This is a genomic window from Synechococcus sp. C9 (genome assembly GCF_022984075.1).
In the GTDB taxonomy this organism is placed as follows: domain Bacteria; phylum Cyanobacteriota; class Cyanobacteriia; order Gloeomargaritales; family Gloeomargaritaceae; genus Gloeomargarita.
Genome location: NZ_JALAAD010000001.1, coordinates 2,665,771 through 2,682,190, shown reverse-complemented (window position 1 = coordinate 2,682,190; position 16,420 = coordinate 2,665,771). Strand labels below are relative to the sequence as shown.

General features: G+C 44.1%; 13 protein-coding genes and 1 pseudogene. 5 read left to right on the top strand and 9 right to left on the bottom strand.

Going from position 1 to position 16,420, the window contains the following annotated elements; translation table 11 throughout:
* On the bottom strand, positions 1 to 600 hold the full coding sequence (locus MLD66_RS13060) for an RES family NAD+ phosphorylase (RefSeq protein WP_247218560.1): 600 nt from the start codon (positions 598 to 600) through the stop codon (positions 1 to 3).
* Positions 578 to 1,030: a hypothetical protein gene (locus MLD66_RS13055; RefSeq protein WP_247218558.1), complete on the bottom strand. Its 453-nt coding sequence runs from the start codon at positions 1,028 to 1,030 to the stop codon at positions 578 to 580. Before MLD66_RS13055 ends, MLD66_RS13060 begins: the two co-directional genes overlap by 23 nt.
* Before the next feature lie 48 nt (positions 1,031 to 1,078).
* Between MLD66_RS13055 and MLD66_RS13050 the strand changes: the two genes are divergently transcribed.
* Complete coding sequence (locus MLD66_RS13050) at positions 1,079 to 1,321, top strand: DUF433 domain-containing protein (RefSeq protein WP_247218556.1); 243 nt, start codon at positions 1,079 to 1,081, stop codon at positions 1,319 to 1,321.
* A gap of 36 nt (positions 1,322 to 1,357) precedes the next feature.
* Here the strand turns inward: MLD66_RS13050 and MLD66_RS13045 are convergent, their stop codons facing one another.
* The 7 genes and pseudogenes from MLD66_RS13045 to MLD66_RS13015 all read right to left on the bottom strand — a co-directional run bounded on the left by MLD66_RS13045 (position 1,358) and on the right by MLD66_RS13015 (position 12,360).
* Positions 1,358 to 1,558, bottom strand: a complete 201-nt coding sequence (locus MLD66_RS13045) for a DUF2283 domain-containing protein (protein WP_247218554.1) — start codon at positions 1,556 to 1,558, stop codon at positions 1,358 to 1,360.
* A gap of 125 nt (positions 1,559 to 1,683) precedes the next feature.
* Positions 1,684 to 4,806, bottom strand: coding sequence for an Eco57I restriction-modification methylase domain-containing protein (locus MLD66_RS13040; RefSeq protein ID WP_247218552.1), 3,123 nt, complete (start codon positions 4,804 to 4,806; stop codon positions 1,684 to 1,686).
* Between the two features lie 363 nt (positions 4,807 to 5,169).
* Positions 5,170 to 6,016 (bottom strand): annotated as a pseudogene (locus MLD66_RS13035) (IS630 family transposase).
* A gap of 259 nt (positions 6,017 to 6,275) precedes the next feature.
* On the bottom strand, positions 6,276 to 9,869 hold the full coding sequence (locus MLD66_RS13030; RefSeq protein WP_247218550.1) for a tetratricopeptide repeat protein: 3,594 nt from the start codon (positions 9,867 to 9,869) through the stop codon (positions 6,276 to 6,278).
* Positions 9,862 to 10,683: a PP2C family serine/threonine-protein phosphatase gene (locus MLD66_RS13025; RefSeq protein WP_247218547.1), complete on the bottom strand. Its 822-nt coding sequence runs from the start codon at positions 10,681 to 10,683 to the stop codon at positions 9,862 to 9,864. Before MLD66_RS13025 ends, MLD66_RS13030 begins: the two co-directional genes overlap by 8 nt.
* Positions 10,684 to 10,691: 8 nt before the next feature.
* Entirely contained in the window at positions 10,692 to 11,345 is a 654-nt protein-coding gene (locus tag MLD66_RS13020) for a VWA domain-containing protein (protein ID WP_247218545.1), read from the bottom strand.
* A gap of 193 nt (positions 11,346 to 11,538) precedes the next feature.
* Positions 11,539 to 12,360: a helix-turn-helix domain-containing protein gene (locus tag MLD66_RS13015; RefSeq protein ID WP_247218543.1), complete on the bottom strand. Its 822-nt coding sequence runs from the start codon at positions 12,358 to 12,360 to the stop codon at positions 11,539 to 11,541.
* Positions 12,361 to 12,467: 107 nt separating this feature from the next.
* On the opposite strand from MLD66_RS13015, the gene MLD66_RS13010 reads away from it, so the two are divergent.
* The 4 genes from MLD66_RS13010 (at position 12,468) to thrS (ending at position 16,360) form a co-directional block, all read left to right on the top strand.
* Positions 12,468 to 13,082, top strand: a complete 615-nt coding sequence (locus MLD66_RS13010) for a hypothetical protein (RefSeq protein WP_247218541.1) — start codon at positions 12,468 to 12,470, stop codon at positions 13,080 to 13,082.
* A gap of 53 nt (positions 13,083 to 13,135) precedes the next feature.
* Positions 13,136 to 13,594: a hypothetical protein gene (locus MLD66_RS13005; RefSeq protein ID WP_247218539.1), complete on the top strand. Its 459-nt coding sequence runs from the start codon at positions 13,136 to 13,138 to the stop codon at positions 13,592 to 13,594.
* Positions 13,595 to 14,142: 548 nt separating this feature from the next.
* Positions 14,143 to 14,574, top strand: a complete 432-nt coding sequence (locus MLD66_RS13000; RefSeq protein ID WP_247218537.1) for a chemotaxis protein CheW — start codon at positions 14,143 to 14,145, stop codon at positions 14,572 to 14,574.
* Positions 14,575 to 14,584: 10 nt separating this feature from the next.
* The gene (gene thrS, locus MLD66_RS12995; RefSeq protein ID WP_247218536.1) at positions 14,585 to 16,360 is read left to right on the top strand and encodes a threonine--tRNA ligase; all 1,776 of its coding nucleotides are present in this window, start codon (positions 14,585 to 14,587) and stop codon (positions 16,358 to 16,360) included.
* Positions 16,361 to 16,420: the final 60 nt, after the last annotated feature.

The window sequence follows — 16,420 nt, the reverse complement described above, 5'->3', positions numbered from 1 at the left end:
TTAAATCAAGCCATAATCATAATGGTTAAGTATATCAGCCAGAAGCTCAGGATGGTTGTCTATTAAATTGCCTTGACCAATTTCTGTAAGGTGGTCTTTAACTCGATCAAACAGCCCGCAACAAAATCGTTGATCATCATGGCGGGAACGGTAGTAAATTCCATCCGGCTGGCTAGGATGATTAAATATGGCTTTTGCCCATGTGCGAGATGTTTCGTAATCCCCTGATGAAAGCCTACTGTCTGCTCCAATTTTTACCAGATTTCTACCTGTGATATTTACAAGGATAAGAGGGCGATTTGCGGTGATTTTTGATAAGGTTCTGGAGCGAAGATCGGCTGAGGCTACAGCTTTATTACCCAAGGTTCTACCAAATGTTTCGATAAATGCTACATAGACATCAATGCCTGTGTAACAAATTCCATAACCCTGGTTTCTACCATCAAATCTACCATTTCCTTTAGTGGAAAAATAGATGGCTTGATATTGATTAGCATGAAAACGATAGAGTGGTTCAGTAATAGAAATTGTGGGTAATTGTCTTTGGTCAAAGTCTGAAGGTGGATCGGGGTGGGGGCTAGGTTGCGGAGTGATGACCATACAATTGAGCGGCGGCGATCACTTCTTTCACTTTACCTTGCCGTAAACAATCAATAGGAGTTGCATTATTCAGTCGCAGGTCGCCAGTGGTCAGAAAAATAGCTTTTCCCCAATCAGAAATGCCTGAGAGTTCAGCTAATACTTGTGGCAGACCTGGGAGAATTTTACCTTTATGAATCTGCCAAAGAGGATAGATGTAGCTTCTGTGTCCCTGTGGTAGTGCTAGGATTAAACCCTGCTTGCGGTATTTATCCAGAACTGGGCGAGAAATTTTCAAAATACGAATGATCGTTTGACTACTAACAGATTCGGCTAGAATCTTGGCTTTGATTTGCGTTCCTTTAGCTCTAGCTATAGCGAGGGGGTCATGTTGGATTGCTTCTACCTTTCGGGCGGGAGCAACTAAATCACGGGAGGAAACTGTAGCCATAGTTATAAAATCTCATTATTTATTCAGTGTACCAAATTCTGTGTACGGTTGAGTAATAATTTTTATGGTCATTTAGCTGTCAGGTGCTATTCTTTATCACTTGGTCAGTGTGGCGGTCGTCCTTGCATTCGAGGAATGAGAATTCGAGTGAGTGATATTTTAGAAATGCTGGCTGAAAACGTCAGTGTCAAAGAGATTTTGGAAGATTTTCCTGATCTAGAGCCTGAAGACATTCAAGCTTGCTTGCTATTTGCTACACGACGTACTGACTTTCCTCGATTGACTGCATGAACATTTGGATTGACGCTCAGTTACCTCTCTTTATCACTAAGTTGTTGTTTCCAGAAGAATTTGTTGCCAGGAGTTGGGACTGCGCTGGCTAATGTAAAGGATTTCAATGCCAATCACTTTACCCTCAGCGTTGTAATCCAGAATAATGCCATCGCTTACTTCTTCGGACTCAATGATGGGGGTATCGTCGAGCCGTAAATAAAGGGCATCATCATCTTTATGCACGGTTACTTTCATTTAACTCTCCTATCAAAAAAGACCGTAACAACTTGTTGGGGATTAACCGTTGGGTTGACAATCACTCGCAGCCATCTACCTCCAAAATCTGATCTTGCATCTGGAAGCGGGCATAGTCAGAGAGTTCAAACCCGTCGATCATTGTCCCTCTCTGTGATGATGGCTCGTTCTGTCTCGGTCAAACCGTATAAACGAGCGACAATCTCATCTATTTCTTGCTCCCATTGCTCTACCCCTTGTCCCCTAGAATCTAGGCATTTTTGCACTAGAGAACAAATCACTTCTTTGTCGTGTTCTGAGGCTGGGGGAATGGGGATTTGAAATAAATCCTTCTGAAAAGCCTGCAAATATCCGTTTTGTAAATCTGTGCATATTTGCCTCAAAAACCACCAACTTATTGACGAGTTTAAAATTGCAACTACATACTCACTAACTCCTGAAATCATGTAAAGAGCATCATTATGAAAAAACTTCTCCCTATCAAATGCGAAAGTTGGTTTATCCATAAATCTACCAAGAATAATCTTCAGTCGCTCAAACTCCTGCCAGCATCCTTCTTGAGGCTGTTGAAGTTCATACCAAGGATGTAAATGGGATGTTGCTCTGTTCAGAAGTTGATCCTTATAGTTGTCTAAATGCTTCTTAATTGCGGGGTATTTCTCGATCTCAGTCCCTCGACGAGTAAAAATTAACCACAAATCCTGATAATCCACACACCATCTTTTCACATCTTTTCCCCGTAGAAATGGCTTGAGAATTTCAGCAGAAGAGGGGTGTTCAGCAATCAATCTATCCCGCGTCGCCCGATCCACTACAAACGCTTCATTCAGCCCTGTTTTAATCCCATAGTAAAACCGTCCGTTGACATATTCCCCCAAGGGTGTACCGGCTTTGCGGAGTTTTTCCAACAAGCGTAAAACTGATGGAGACTCCAACCGCCAACCATCACGAGTTAATTCCTTTTGTAAAATCAGAATACTGCGTTGCTTAAAAACTGCTGGAAAATTGTCGAGGGGTTCATCCTGACTCCAGGTTAATGCTTTGACTGAGTTGGTGTCTTGTTTGGGCGCATCTTTCTGTAATAGGATAATACTTGGATAAGCAATCGCTTCTTCAAATACATTCGTATCCCCAAAATCTATCAGATGCAAAATTTTACTTTTATTTCCTAAAAAATCCCGCAATTTTTCCCCATAACTACTACGCATATATTTATTAGAGGAAATATAGGTGAGATACCCACCCGGTTTAAGTAAATTCAATCCCTGTTCATAGAAATAAACAAACAAATCGGCTCTGCCTGTATAACATTCGTACTCCCGCTGTAACGCTGGTTTCAAGTCTTTAATTTGTTCTTGGCGTACATAGGGTGGGTTGCCAATCACAATATCAAATCCCCCCTGTTGAAACACATCCTGGAAGTGTAGGGGATACTGGAAAAATGTCAGCGACCGTTCCCCTCTCAATACCTCTGCCTCAAATTCATTTAATCTTTGAATAGATAATAAAATACGGTCATATTCGTCCTGCATTGCTTTATTAACTCTTGTCGCTGAAAGCAAACCGGCTTCTTTGAGCTTTCTTTTATCTTCTAATAGCTTACGTTGATTCTGAATAGCCGTGATAAATATATTTCTTTCTATGTTCAAAATCTCAGTTCGCAGAGCGTTGCGTTCTTCCGCATTCACAAAATAAAACTTTTTCTCTAATTCAACTAACTTTTGAATTTCTGCTTGCAAAGGACTAACCATCAAACTCAGTTGTAATTCCGATTTACGGGGGTCAGGGATGATATGTTCACCATTGATTGTCGTGATGAGTGAATCGCCGCACATCAGTTTATAATCCAAATTGGGCAAAGGTTCTACATCCTCAATTCGAGGAATATCTACCACTAGCGATAGCCACAACCGCAATTTTGCAATCTCCACCGCTTCTGGTTTAATATCCACCCCGTAAAGATTATTAGCAATAATTTCCCGCTTCCATTCGCTGATGAGTAAACTGCCCCGTTCTACTGTCATCCCTTCCCGGCGAGCCACCACCTGACGTAGGCTTAAAATCACCTGCATCATCCCCAACGGAAAAGCTCCAGAACCCACCGCCGGGTCAAGAATTTTCACATGACTAAGAGCCGTTTTGATCGCTTGCGCCTCTGTCCGACTTAATTTTTCGTTCAATTCCGTAGAGCTAATTTCCGCTAAATCCAAGCTCAATAATTCTTGAATTGCCTCTAGTTTTATACCCGTTTCACTGGCAAGATAGTGACACAATGCCGATTCGCACATAAATTGGACAATACCCCTTGGCGTGTAAAACGTTCCACTCTCACCCCGCTGTTGTTCTTCCAATAAATTCTCAAACACTTTTCCCAACATCTCCGGGTCAACAGCCACATCCTCATCCCCCGGCAAATTTTCTGCTACGGTGAAATTGTAGCGATTGAAAAATGCTAAGATGCTATGGGTATCGCCAGGGTCAAATAATGAATTAGGTAAATGAATTTCCGCTGGAGTTTCTTGACCTGCACCATCTACAATTCCCACCCCATAATCCCGTTCAAATAGACCCCCATTCAAGTAGGGAATACCTCTGCACCAGGCATCCGGTAGTCCTGACCGTTGATCCATCGGCGTATTCAGCACATTGAAAAACAAATTTTCTAAAATTTCAGTGTAGTATTCTGTACCATGAGATTGTAATTTCCTATGACGATATTGTTGGGTTAAAAACTGCCGGTCTTCAGCCAAAAAATTCTTCTTTTGCAGGAAGTATAAAAACATAATCCTGCCCAACATTCTTTGACAAAATTGCTGTAACCGTTTTTTATCTTCAAAATAGGGATGGGGATTATGATGTTTGACAACAGTTTGCACCCGTTGAAAAAGGTCTTGGTAGCCCCGGTAAAATTCCTTGGTAATTTTTTCAACATCAAAAGCGGCACAATGGGACTGATACAGTTCCCGGGGATGTTGAACGTTTATCGCCAGTGCTTCCAATCGGTCTCGGTCGTAGGCGGTGGGATTGCGCCGGTCAATCAGTAACTTGCGAATCCCTGTCCTGATATTCCCCTGCGGATCAAGGCTTTTGCGGGGATTTACCACCAGCAGGCGGTCATAATTGGTATTGGTCGCCAACAACAGGTAGTAATCCGGTTTCTGACTGAGTACCTTGGCAATCGCTTTCATCCGACCACTGGCGGTACCACTTGATTCCCATTCAGCGTCACGCAATTCCAGCAATAACACTTGGAGGGCGGGCGTTCCCGGTTGGTCAGCAATCAAAAAAGCAGTACGAATGGCGGCTTGACTGCGGGGGGGCAACTCCAAACTCTCCAGGTCGAGGGGCAATACCTCTGCATCTGTCCGGTATCCCAAACGGCGAAATAAATCCGCAATCCGACGGGGGGAATCCGTGAGCCGCACATCATCAAGCTGTAGCCTACGCTCCGACATATTCCTCGCCGTTCGGTAATACTTTAATGATACTTGACCACCTGCAAGGGAATGGTGCCGTCAGAACAATCAGCCGCCTATGGGGTGGGCATCAGGTAATTCGCAAAATTTAAGCGATCATTCATACTTATAGTCATTTCGGTTTAGAATGCGACACTAACTTGCGCAATAATTACGAATGACTTCATCAATGGTGGTACCAGGGGGAGCGTACATCCTCAATTTTTTTAATGCGCTAAAGTCATGCTCAATGTCATTGAGGTCTGGGGAATAAGTTGGCAAAAATAATACGATATGCCCCGCCGCTTCCACTAATTCTCGAATGCGTTTCTTACGATGAATCGGTGCGTTGTCCAAAATTAACACCGATAGTCTCGTCAATGCTGGTAATAAATGCACCTCTAACCATCGCTCAAAAGTCACCGCATCTAAACTGCCGTCAAATAGCATGGGAGCAATTAAATCCTTGCTATGTTTGCGCCGACCCGCTACGAGATTCTCTCGTTTATACCGCCGTCCCTGACGCTCTCCATAAATCTTTTTTCCCCGTTTAGCCCAACCATAAATCAGACTGACGAACCTCTCAAAGCCCGTCTCATCAATAAATAGCAGACTTTCTATCCCATACTTCTTGATTAATTCTCTCAATGTCCGGTAGTGTAATATTCTATCGGAATGATTTCTTTCTCGATAGCGAAACTGTTTTTTTTCTCGTGATATTTAGCCGCTTCAATTGATAATATATTGAGCTTGGCACTACCCCAAACTCTTGTGCTCTTTGCTGAAGAGTCTTATCGGGGTATTTCTCCACATCTTGATTCAGTCTGGCAATATCGATTTTCCTCTTCCTTCTCACTACTCTCGTGCGCTCCAGATTGGGTCTGTCTAGCCACCGGTACACGGTTGCTCGGTTGATGCCGAAGATTCGCGCCGCTTTCGTGATACTATTCCCGTTCTCAATGAAACTTATCACCTTTTTCCGTAAATCCAGACTGTAACACATCCTGATTCTTCTCCTTAATTCCTACTTCTCTTCTATCTTACACCCTCTTCTCATAAAATGTTGCATTTTTATTAAAAATGACTATAGTCAAATCCTTGACGGCGTAGCGTGGGTTCTACATCGGGATCAAATACAGTAATCCGACACCGATCCTCAAGTTGCAGAACGGTCTATCCAGAGGGACAATCGTTTGAATTTCCACACCAATTAGTGTGATTTAGGTTCTTCCTATTAAACAGACTCTAATATTCAGCAATTTTTAACGACAATATTCTTGATAGTTTCTGGATGCCACTTCGGAACCCAAATCTATCGCCCGTGATAAATCAGCACATCCATCTGAACGATCATTGGAATCAATTTTAGCAAGCCCCCGATTGATATAGGCATTAGCATCATTAGGATTGATTTTAATAGCTCGATTGTAGTCCGCTACCGCCCCTTGATAATCTCGGAGTTCAATTTTAGCAAGCCCCCGATTGATATAGGCATTAGCATCATTAGGATTGATTTTAATAGCTCGATTGTAGTCCGCTACCGCCCCTTGATAATCTCGGAGTTCAATTTTAGCAAGCCCCCGATTGATATAGGCATTAGCATCATTAGGATTGATTTTAATGGCTCGATTGTAGTCTGCTATTGCCCCTCGATAGTTTCGGATTTTTTGTTTGGCCAGCCCCCGCTTGGTGTAGGCATCAGCATCATTAGGATTGATTCTAATAGCTTGAGTGTAGTCTGCTATTGCCCCTTGATAGCCTCGGAGTTCATATTTGGCAAGCCCCCGGTTGTAGTAGGCATTAGCATCATTAGGATTGATTCCAATAGCTCGATTGTAGTCCGCTATTGCCCCTTGATAATCTCGGAGTTCAATTTTAGCATTCCCCCGATTGTAGTAGGCATAGGCATAATTAGGATTGATTCCAATAGCTCGATTGTAGTCCGCTATTGCCCCTTGATAATCTCGGAGTTCAATTTTAGCATTCCCCCGATTGTTGTAGGCATTAGCATCATTAGGATTGATTCTAATAGCTTGAGTGTAGTCTGCTATTGCCCCTTGATAGTTTCGGATTTTTTGTTTAGCCAGCCCCCGCTTGTTGTAGGCATCAGCATCATTAGGATTGATTCTAATAGCTTGAGTGTAGTCTGCTATTGCCCCTTGATAATCTTTGAGTTCATGTTTAGCAAGTCCCCGATTGTTGTAGGCATTAGCATTATTAGGATTGATTCCAATAGCTCGATTGTAGTCCGCTATTGCCCCTCGATAGTCTCCGAGTTCATATTTAGCATTCCCCTGTTTGGTGTAGGCATTGGCATCAATAGAGTTGATGCTAATAGCTTGAGTATCGTCTTGTGTTCTCCCTTGATAGTCCTTGGGTTCATGGTTAACAAGCCCCCGCTTGTTGTAGGCACCAGCATAATAACGACAATATTTTTGATAGTTTCTGGATGCCAGTTTGGAACCCAAATCTATCGCTCGTGATAAATCAGTACATCCACCTGAACGATCATCGGAAAAAATTTTAACAAGCCCCCGATTGTTATAGGCATTAGCATGATTAGGGTTGATTTTAATGGCTTGATTATAGTCTTCTATCTCTCCTTGATAGTCTTTGAGTTCGTATTTAGCAAGCCCCCGCTTGTTATAGGCATCAGCATCATTAGGATTGAGGCTAATAGCCTGATCGTAGTCGGCTACTGCCCCTGGATAGTCCTTGAGTTCGTATTTAGCATTCCCCCGTTTGGTGTAGGCATCGGCATCATTAGGATCGAGGCTAATAGCCTGATTGTAATCTGCTATTGCCCCTTGATAATCTTTGAGTTCATATTTAGCAAGCCCCCGCTTGTAGTAGGTATCGGCATCATTAGGATTGATTCCAATAGCTTGAGTATAGTCTGCTACCGCCCCTTGATAATCTTTGAGTTCATATTTAGCATTCCCCCGCTTGTAGTAGGTATCGGCATCATTAGGATTGAGGCTAATAGCCTGATTGTAATCTGCTATTGCCCCTGGATAGTCCTTGAGTTCGTATTTAGCATTCCCCCGTTTGGTGTAGGCATCGGCATCATTAGGATCGAGGCTAATAGCCTGATTGTAATCTGCTATTGCCCCTTGATAATCTTTGAGTTCGTATTTAGCAAGCCCCCGCTTGTTATAGGTATCGGCATCATTAGGATTGATTCCAATAGCTTGAGTATAGTCTGCTATCGCCCCTTGATAATCTTTGAGTTCATATTTAGCCTTCCCCCGGTCGTAGTAGACATTGGCATCATAGACATCGGGATCACTAGAACTGAGGCTAATAGCCTGATTGTAGTCGGCTACCGCCCCGTGATAGTCTTTGAGTTCATATTTAGCCTTTCCCCGAAGGTGGTAAGCACCGAGAAAATCAGGGTAGATTTCAATAGCTTGAGTATAGTCGGCTATTGCCCCTTGATAATCTTTGAGTTCGTATTTAGCCTTCCCCCGGTCGTAGTAGAAGAAGGGGTCGTTGGGGTTAAGTTGAATGGCTTGATTGAAGTCGACTATCGCCCCTAGATAGTCTTGGTGTAAATATTTAATTGTTCCTTGATTGTGATAGTAGGAAGCATCACGAATTTCGCTAGATTCGCTAGAGGTGGTAGTAGTAACTCGAGAATAATATTTTGGAAGTAATGATATAAACCCACAAACTGCAATGCTAAATAAAAATATAAGCATACCTTTTTTAGAAGAAAATTGATTGTTTTTATTTGTGGTTTTATTAGTGTGATGAGATACGGTTACAAGAGTTTTGTTACTGGGATGGGATAAAGTTGCAGGCTTTTGTTCAGGCTGAGAAATAACTGCGAGAACAGTTCTCTTGAATAGAAATACATCTGGAAGCCCTTTTGCTGTCCTTTCGCACCAACAACAAGATGAATTTCCACGGTGATAGAGGTGGGTTTCTACTACACCACATACTTGTAACTCGGCAATTGCCATTCCTAATGTTAGCCTCCATTCCCTGGCACTAGGACGCATCGCAGGAACAGAGTATCCATCATTGAAACAACGTAAAAATAAGTTCTGTAGTTCTGGATGCACTATATCTAAAGGCATCATATAGTCGGCTAAACCTACCTTCCCATTACCACTGTACGGCCAATAATTATGTCTGACCCACTCGTTAAGTTCAGGAGGTTCCCCACCGCCCTTCCAAACTCCCTTAAAAGGCTCATAGCCAAATAATAAAGTAAAGGCGATAACCCCTAAACGAAAGCGGTCATGCACTTCCGTCTGGTCTATTTCTTTGAAATTCTTACCAATTAATTCAGGCGGAGTAAAGCCTTCTGACCCAACAGGACAGCGGTAAATATGCCCTTCAGGATCACTTACTTGAAATGAATCTGTGTCAATAATTGATGGCAATGCTTGGGGATTTACCAAAATATTTTCCGGCTTGACATCCCCAATGACATAGCCTGCTTTATGAATTGATTCCATCAATAATGCAAAATTATAAGCAGTAGTATGTAAAAATTTCCAATCAACCTCTAGCTTTAATCGCTTTCGCAAGGATGGATTATATATCTCAGTTAACTGTCGTCCCTGCTTGATTTCTGGCATTAAAAAACCAACTCGTTGACCCTTCTCATTTTCTAAAATTGCTACCGGCCAAGCATAAGATGTATGCCCTATATTAGCTAACATTTCTTCAGGCGGATTTTTGAGCATTACCTCTAGTTTTTGGATACGTTCAACAGAGGGCTGATGATATACTTTGGCAAGCAGTCCAGAACAATTTGTCCGCCAAACGGAACCTTCACCACTTGAAGCTATTTGCTTCGTTAATTCAATAGAACGATGGGTTTGTACTTCAATTAATCTATTCATAACTGATTGCGATTAATAAGGTTTTATCATCATCAGTACGGGCATTGAGTCTATCTGAGTTCAAAAAATCAACGATGTATTGGTCATTTAGGTCAGGGTCAACAGTTTCCCGCAAGTATTCCTCTAACGGGGAAAAGAAAGGGGAAAAAGGCATCCAATCACTGAATCTAAGAGCTACACTCTCCAAGCCATCACTAGCGGCGCAAATAAAATCACAGGATATAGGCATGACTATAATTTGCATATTGGTAATTGCCTCTGAGGATGTAATAAAGACAGTTTCATTGGCAAATTCTCCACGCTGGGGATTGAATAGCAATTTATAATCTTGGTTTCCCCGCTCTCTAACTACCAAAATACTGTCTCCGATTTGCATAGCTACTAGCCACTTTTTATGAGCAATAAAAACCAGTAATGTAGAAGCTAAATCGCATAAGTCACAATGGTTTTTTTGCGCCTCTTGACGTAAATTTTTTATGCACTCATCGGTCAAATCCCTAAAAAAAGTTTTAACATATTCATCAGTTGGAGTTTTGGCTTTCCACACTTTAGGCAATTGGGTAACATCTGTGTTGAGAAGTTGCCACATGGTTAATTTATTGCTGAAGTGTAGATCATGTTCATTGATAAATTTGAGCGTAGTTTTGACGAGACTCTGTGAGCCGATTTCTGCAAATTTTGCACTTCCTGCACCATCCGCCACTACCCCAATGAGACAATTCTCCTTAACGAAACAGCCCGCATTGTCTTGACAAGGCAGGCCGAGTTGCTGATGTGCTACACCAATCGCTGACCGAACAATATATCTCCACATAATAAACTCTATGTAATTGTTCCCCAACCCACTGGTGGTAGGGCAATTGGGTCATTAATATTGCCACTTGAAGCTCTGGACAAAGAACTACTAAGCCATAAGAATAAGCCCCGAAAATCTAAGCCATGTAGTAATGCAGGTGGACGCTCTGGCGGTGCAATTTGTTTCAAAGTATGGGTATCCGCACCCTCTACCGCTACCGCAAAAAAACATAAACGTTTCCCCGCTTCTGCATTCCTGACCAAACGAGCGGCGTTTTGCCAATCATCCGTAGGTGCACCATCTGTAATTAAAAAAACCCAGGGGCGGTAGTATTGAACGCCATTATTTCTATAAGTTGCTTTGCGATTTTCTAGCAAATTTAGACTATATTCAATTGCTTCTCCCATCGGGGTTCCGTCTTGTGCTGTAAAGCTAGGCGGATTAAATCGCTCAACAGTTACGAAATCTTGAACTAACTGAACGGGGCCAAACGTAACAATTGCTATTTCTACCCGTAGAGATGCTTTGGCATCTTCTAGGATCGCCTCTTTGAATAGAGTTACACCTCTGTTTAGTTCTGTTATGGGTGCTCCTGACATAGAAGCAGATGTATCAAGTAAAAGCACTACCGGACAACGGTTTTCAGGGTTGTCAACGAATTCAGGCAAGCCTACCGGCATAATCCACGAGGGTGTAAGTTAAATATGGATAATGTTAAGCATAATCTGTACTTTGTATGGGATGCCAATTTGCACCAGTTTTTTTAAGATTGATAGGTAGATGCCTCCATCTTGTTGTACTTTATATTTACAAATAAAGTTTGAAATCCACATTCTTCAGGATGAGATTCCTTGGACTTCTACTATACAGAAATCAATTGGTATTGGAGATACCCCCTAGTCTTTTCCACAGTTCATCAGGAGTAGGAAAAGCATCCCTCTCCTTTATCATTTTAGTACCAAAATCGTATTCAACAATACCGATACCATTAGTTGAATAAGCAAACTGTAATTCTAACATCTCAGCATAATTTTTCGCTTGCTGTAGCCCGTCACCCGCATCCATATAAACAGATTTCGCCTCCACCACAGCAATCGCCCCATGATGACCATAGTTGAGAATATAATCAGCTTTTGCTCTATTCTTTCTCCCTGACCGAGTGGATGAACTTTTATTTTTAGCGACAATTTCCCCATTAATCGTAATGGAATGTGGACTTTTATCCCAACCCGCTGTCATCAGTTTTGCCATGACCAACTCCTCAACCGATTGCGGATTTTCAATCGTTGTTTGAATTTGTCGTTGTAACTCATCTACCGGTATGACCGTCATACTAAAAACCCCTTGCTTTATCAAAACTGCTACTTTCTGAGGGTCAAATTCCTCTACGACGAGCTTTTGTTGGACATCCTCCCACCGCAACAGAAACCGCCGGGCTTGTTCCGGCTGGGCATACCCTGCATCTAGCTTTTGCAACACTGCCAACGACATCGCTATCGCCGCCAAGTCATATCCCCGCTGTAACAGGTAATGCACGATGGACAGATTCACCAGGTTTTCCCGGTCGTAATACGCACTGTACCCCGTACCCGCCGGATTCACTACTGGCACGACCAACCCCTTACTCCGCCAGTATTGCAGTTGCCGGATGGTACAGCCCGTGATGCGCGCCGCCTCCTTCGTGCTGAAAAACATCGTTCCCAAGTATTGATTGGCTTTATCGTACCCTGAAGTGCTTTCAATGGCTAGACAACTTTTAACACAGATATGCTATTATTAAATTATCAACTTCTTATGGATATATGACTAAGTTAACGATTCAGTGCCGTCTGGTTGCTGAAGAGGAAACCCGCCGCCAGGTGTGGGAGATGATGGCGGGTCGTTATGCGCCGCTGATTGCCACCACCTTGGAACAAGTTTCCCAACACAAAGATTTTCCGCAATGGGTAGCTACCGGGGAACTGCCTACCCAGGTGGTCAAAAATTTAGTGAACCAGGCGCAAAGCGGTCTGCCTGCTCGCTGGTGTGCCTCCGCCCAACGACAGGTGCAGGAAACCTACAAGGCTTGGTTAACAAAACGGCGGAAACTACAGCAAAAGTTACAGGGTCAGCAAACCTGGTTGAGTGTCCTCAGACCGGATGCAGAATTGGCGAAAAATGCGGGTTTATCCCTAGAGGAGATGAAAATTCGGGCACAAGCACTTCTCCATAGGGAGATTAATAATTGGTTTCAGGTGTACCAACAATGTCAGGATGTCGTTGAGCGGTCTATCTTTGCCTACTTGCTGAAACACCGCTTGACTGTGCCCACGGAGTCGGAAGATACGGACGAACTCAGGCGGAAACGGCGGCAAGTGGAAATCAAAATTGAGCGGCTGGAAACCCAGCTTGCGTTGCATCCGCTTTTCAGCAACTAGGGCGGGGGAAAACTCCTTTTCGTTAAAATAGAAAAGTCAGTTTAGGATGTATTATGAAGATTTTTGCCCGCACTGAAACTTGTATAACGACTTTGTTGACACCTTGTGAGACCGGCCGATTGTTGCTGGAAAGTTTGCCGAATGAGGAGAAAGAAACGGTGGGAATGTGGATTTTTCTCGCTACTTGTCGGGTGAGTTCAGATCATTTCTTACTCAATATGCTGTCTTTTGCTACGGAGGGGGAGGAAGCGTTCCGGCGGGTTTTGAGGGGATTACTCGAAAGGTACATCGAGGTGGTTTTTGATGACAAATGCGATATATATGGTTGGAAGAGCGAGAAATTCCGAAAGCGTCTCAAAGCGGTGCACCACTCGGTGGAAAATGGTGTGCTTCCCTACTTCGAGAAGGACAAATTAGAAGACTACTGGCACTCTAAGGACAAATTAGAAGACTACTGGCACCCTTTAGCAGATGTGGACCCAGAAACGCTGATTTGCATGGGGTTTGACTAAACAAATGGCGGCACAAGGGCTGATTTTGTTGCCCACAGGCAACATCTGTTCCCACCTACTACGAGAACGGCTGACCCAGGTAGCAGGGGACTCTTAGAAATGAGGGCACCTCTATTTATTCCTCAATTTATTGTCACCACTGGCAGATTATTTCGCTGAGATACCTATATTATTGAGAACCACAGACGGGGGCTATGCCCCTGCGACCGCTAATTTTGAATTTGTAGAGGTGTCCATGAGTGTAACTTGCGTGGGTGTAGCCTTAAGTTGCATCCGCCTTCCAACAAACAGAGCGGGTGAAAGGCGATATGCTATCTTTCAGGATGCCGTAGCGTAGTAATGCCATGACCAATTCCGGTATGTCTGCTTTCCCACAACTAAGTCAGGAATGTTTCTTGATGAATGAGGACAAAGGGGGTGTATGACGACATTAATTTGAGATCGGTGACAAATAATTTGAGATTGTACAATGGCTATAGGTTCAGATTCCCATCAGATTCATAATCAGATTCATAATAGAAATACCCCTTAGAATTTCGCACCACACGATGAAAGTTCTCCATTTTCCGTTGGGGTCGCTCCAGGTGGGACTGCCCTTGACCCAGGTGCAGAAGGTATTGCCTTACCCCACCGTGTTCAGCAGTGGGCAAAAACCGGTTGGTCTGGCGCATTTTGAAGAGCAAGAGGTGGTGGTGCTTGACCTACACCAGTACCTATTCGGTCAAACCAACCCGATTCCCGCCACCCATCTAATTGTGGTCAAAGGCAATGCGGAACTCTATGGTCTTCCCTGCACGGGGATGCCCGCCCTCGTGGATATTCTCCCAGAGCAGATACGCCAAATTCCCGCCACCTATCGCCAGGGGGACACCCTCGGACTTGCCAGCCATGTGGCTCGGTTAAATAATGATACAATGACCTTATTTTTGCTGGACAGTCAACGGTTGGGTAGCATCATCACCCCATCCCCTAGGTTATGATGAATTTATTATGTCTATCACACCCCCCCCGGTGCATTTACCCCGCACCAGTGAATCGGAAAAACTGAAGCGCATCCGGCACACCGCTTCCCATGTGATGGCGATGGCGGTGCAAAAACTATTTCCCCGGGCGAAAGTCACCCTTGGTCCGTGGATCGAAGACGGGTTTTATTATGACTTTGACCACCCGGAACCCTTTACGGAAGCGGATTTGAAAGCCATCAAAAAAGAGATGGTAAAAATTATCAAGAAAAAACTGCCGGTCATTCGGGAAGAGGTGACGAGAGAGGAAGCCCTAAGACGGATTCAAGCCCTGAATGAACCCTACAAATTAGAGATTTTAGCAGGGATTCAAGAGCCAATTACCCTGTACCATTTGGGGGATCAATGGTGGGATTTGTGTGCGGGGCCCCATCTGGACAATGTGGGGGAACTCAACCCCGATGCCATTGAATTGGAAAGTGTGGCGGGAGCCTACTGGCGGGGGGATGAACGCAATCCCATGTTGCAACGGATTTATGGCACCGCCTGGGAAACTCCGGAGCAATTGCACGCCTATCTGCACCAAAAACGGGAAGCTCTGCGGCGGGACCATCGGCGGTTGGGGCAGGAATTGGATTTATTTAGCATCCAAGAGCAAGCCGGGGGCGGACTGGTGTTTTGGCATCCCAAGGGTGCCCGGATGCGTTTGTTAATTGAAAACTATTGGCGGGAAGCCCATTTACGCTCTGGTTATGAACTTTTGTACACCCCTCATTTAGCCCATTTAGACCTGTGGAAAACTTCGGGGCATTTTGATTTTTACCGAGAAAGTATGTTTGAGGCGATTGCGGTGGAATCCCAGGAATATCAACTCAAACCGATGAATTGTCCGTTCCATGTTTTGACCTATCAAAATCACCTGCATTCCTATCGGGAATTACCGATTCGTTATGCGGAATTGGGCACGGTTTATCGTTACGAACGCTCCGGTACGCTGCACGGCTTGATGCGGGTGCGGGGGTTTACCCAGGATGATGGGCATATTTTTTGTCTGCCGGAACAGGTGGCGGAGGAAATTTTGGGTGTCTTGAATCTCACGGAACAAATTTTGTCGGATTTTGGGTTTCGGGATTACGAAGTGAATTTATCCACCCGTCCGGATAAATATGTGGGGGATGACCAGGTGTGGGAATTGGCAACCCATGCGTTGAAAGATGCCCTCCAAACCAAGGATTGGGCATACAAGGAAGATATAGGCGGTGGGGCATTTTATGGTCCCAAAATTGATATAAAAATTCGGGATGCGATTGGACGTTTATGGCAATGTTCGACGATTCAGGTGGATTTTAATTTACCGCATCGGTTTGGTTTGGAATATGTAGCCGCCGATGGTTCTCGCCAGGTTCCTATCATGATCCACCGGGCAATTTTTGGTTCCCTAGAGCGGTTTTTCGGGATTTTAATTGAGAACTATGCGGGGGATTTTCCTCTGTGGTTGGCACCGGTGCAGTTGCGCTTTTTACCCGTTGGGGAACAGTATCTCAGCTATGCCCAGGAAATTGCTCAAAATTGGCAGAAAATGGGTCTGCGGGTGGAGGTGGATAAGTCCGGGGAACGCTTGGGCAAACTGATCCGCAATGGGGAGACGGCGAAAATTCCGGTGATGGCGATTGTGGGGGCGAAAGAGATGGAAACCCAAACCCTGAGTGTACGGACTCGCCAGGGGGGGGATTTGGGGGCATTACCCGTGCGAGAAGTGGAAGAACGGTTACAGCGGGCGGTGAACCAACGTCAGGATTTTTAAGGTGATTAAACGTGATGAAAGCCTGATTAATTAGTATGCAGGGATGGCAGAATTTTTGCA

Coding starts and splice junctions, on each gene's coding strand:
- MLD66_RS13005 (WP_247218539.1), top strand. CDS start 13,136: ATGAAGATTTTTGCCCGCACTGAAACTTGTATAACGACTTTGTTGACA.
- thrS (WP_247218536.1), top strand. CDS start 14,585: ATGTCTATCACACCCCCCCCGGTGCATTTACCCCGCACCAGTGAATCG.
- MLD66_RS13030 (WP_247218550.1), bottom strand. CDS start 9,869: ATGAATAGATTAATTGAAGTACAAACCCATCGTTCTATTGAATTAACG.
- MLD66_RS13055 (WP_247218558.1), bottom strand. CDS start 1,030: ATGGCTACAGTTTCCTCCCGTGATTTAGTTGCTCCCGCCCGAAAGGTA.
- MLD66_RS13010 (WP_247218541.1), top strand. CDS start 12,468: ATGACTAAGTTAACGATTCAGTGCCGTCTGGTTGCTGAAGAGGAAACC.
- MLD66_RS13000 (WP_247218537.1), top strand. CDS start 14,143: ATGAAAGTTCTCCATTTTCCGTTGGGGTCGCTCCAGGTGGGACTGCCC.
- MLD66_RS13025 (WP_247218547.1), bottom strand. CDS start 10,683: ATGTGGAGATATATTGTTCGGTCAGCGATTGGTGTAGCACATCAGCAA.
- MLD66_RS13020 (WP_247218545.1), bottom strand. CDS start 11,345: ATGCCGGTAGGCTTGCCTGAATTCGTTGACAACCCTGAAAACCGTTGT.
- MLD66_RS13015 (WP_247218543.1), bottom strand. CDS start 12,360: ATGTTTTTCAGCACGAAGGAGGCGGCGCGCATCACGGGCTGTACCATC.
- MLD66_RS13045 (WP_247218554.1), bottom strand. CDS start 1,558: ATGAAAGTAACCGTGCATAAAGATGATGATGCCCTTTATTTACGGCTC.
- MLD66_RS13060 (WP_247218560.1), bottom strand. CDS start 600: ATGGTCATCACTCCGCAACCTAGCCCCCACCCCGATCCACCTTCAGAC.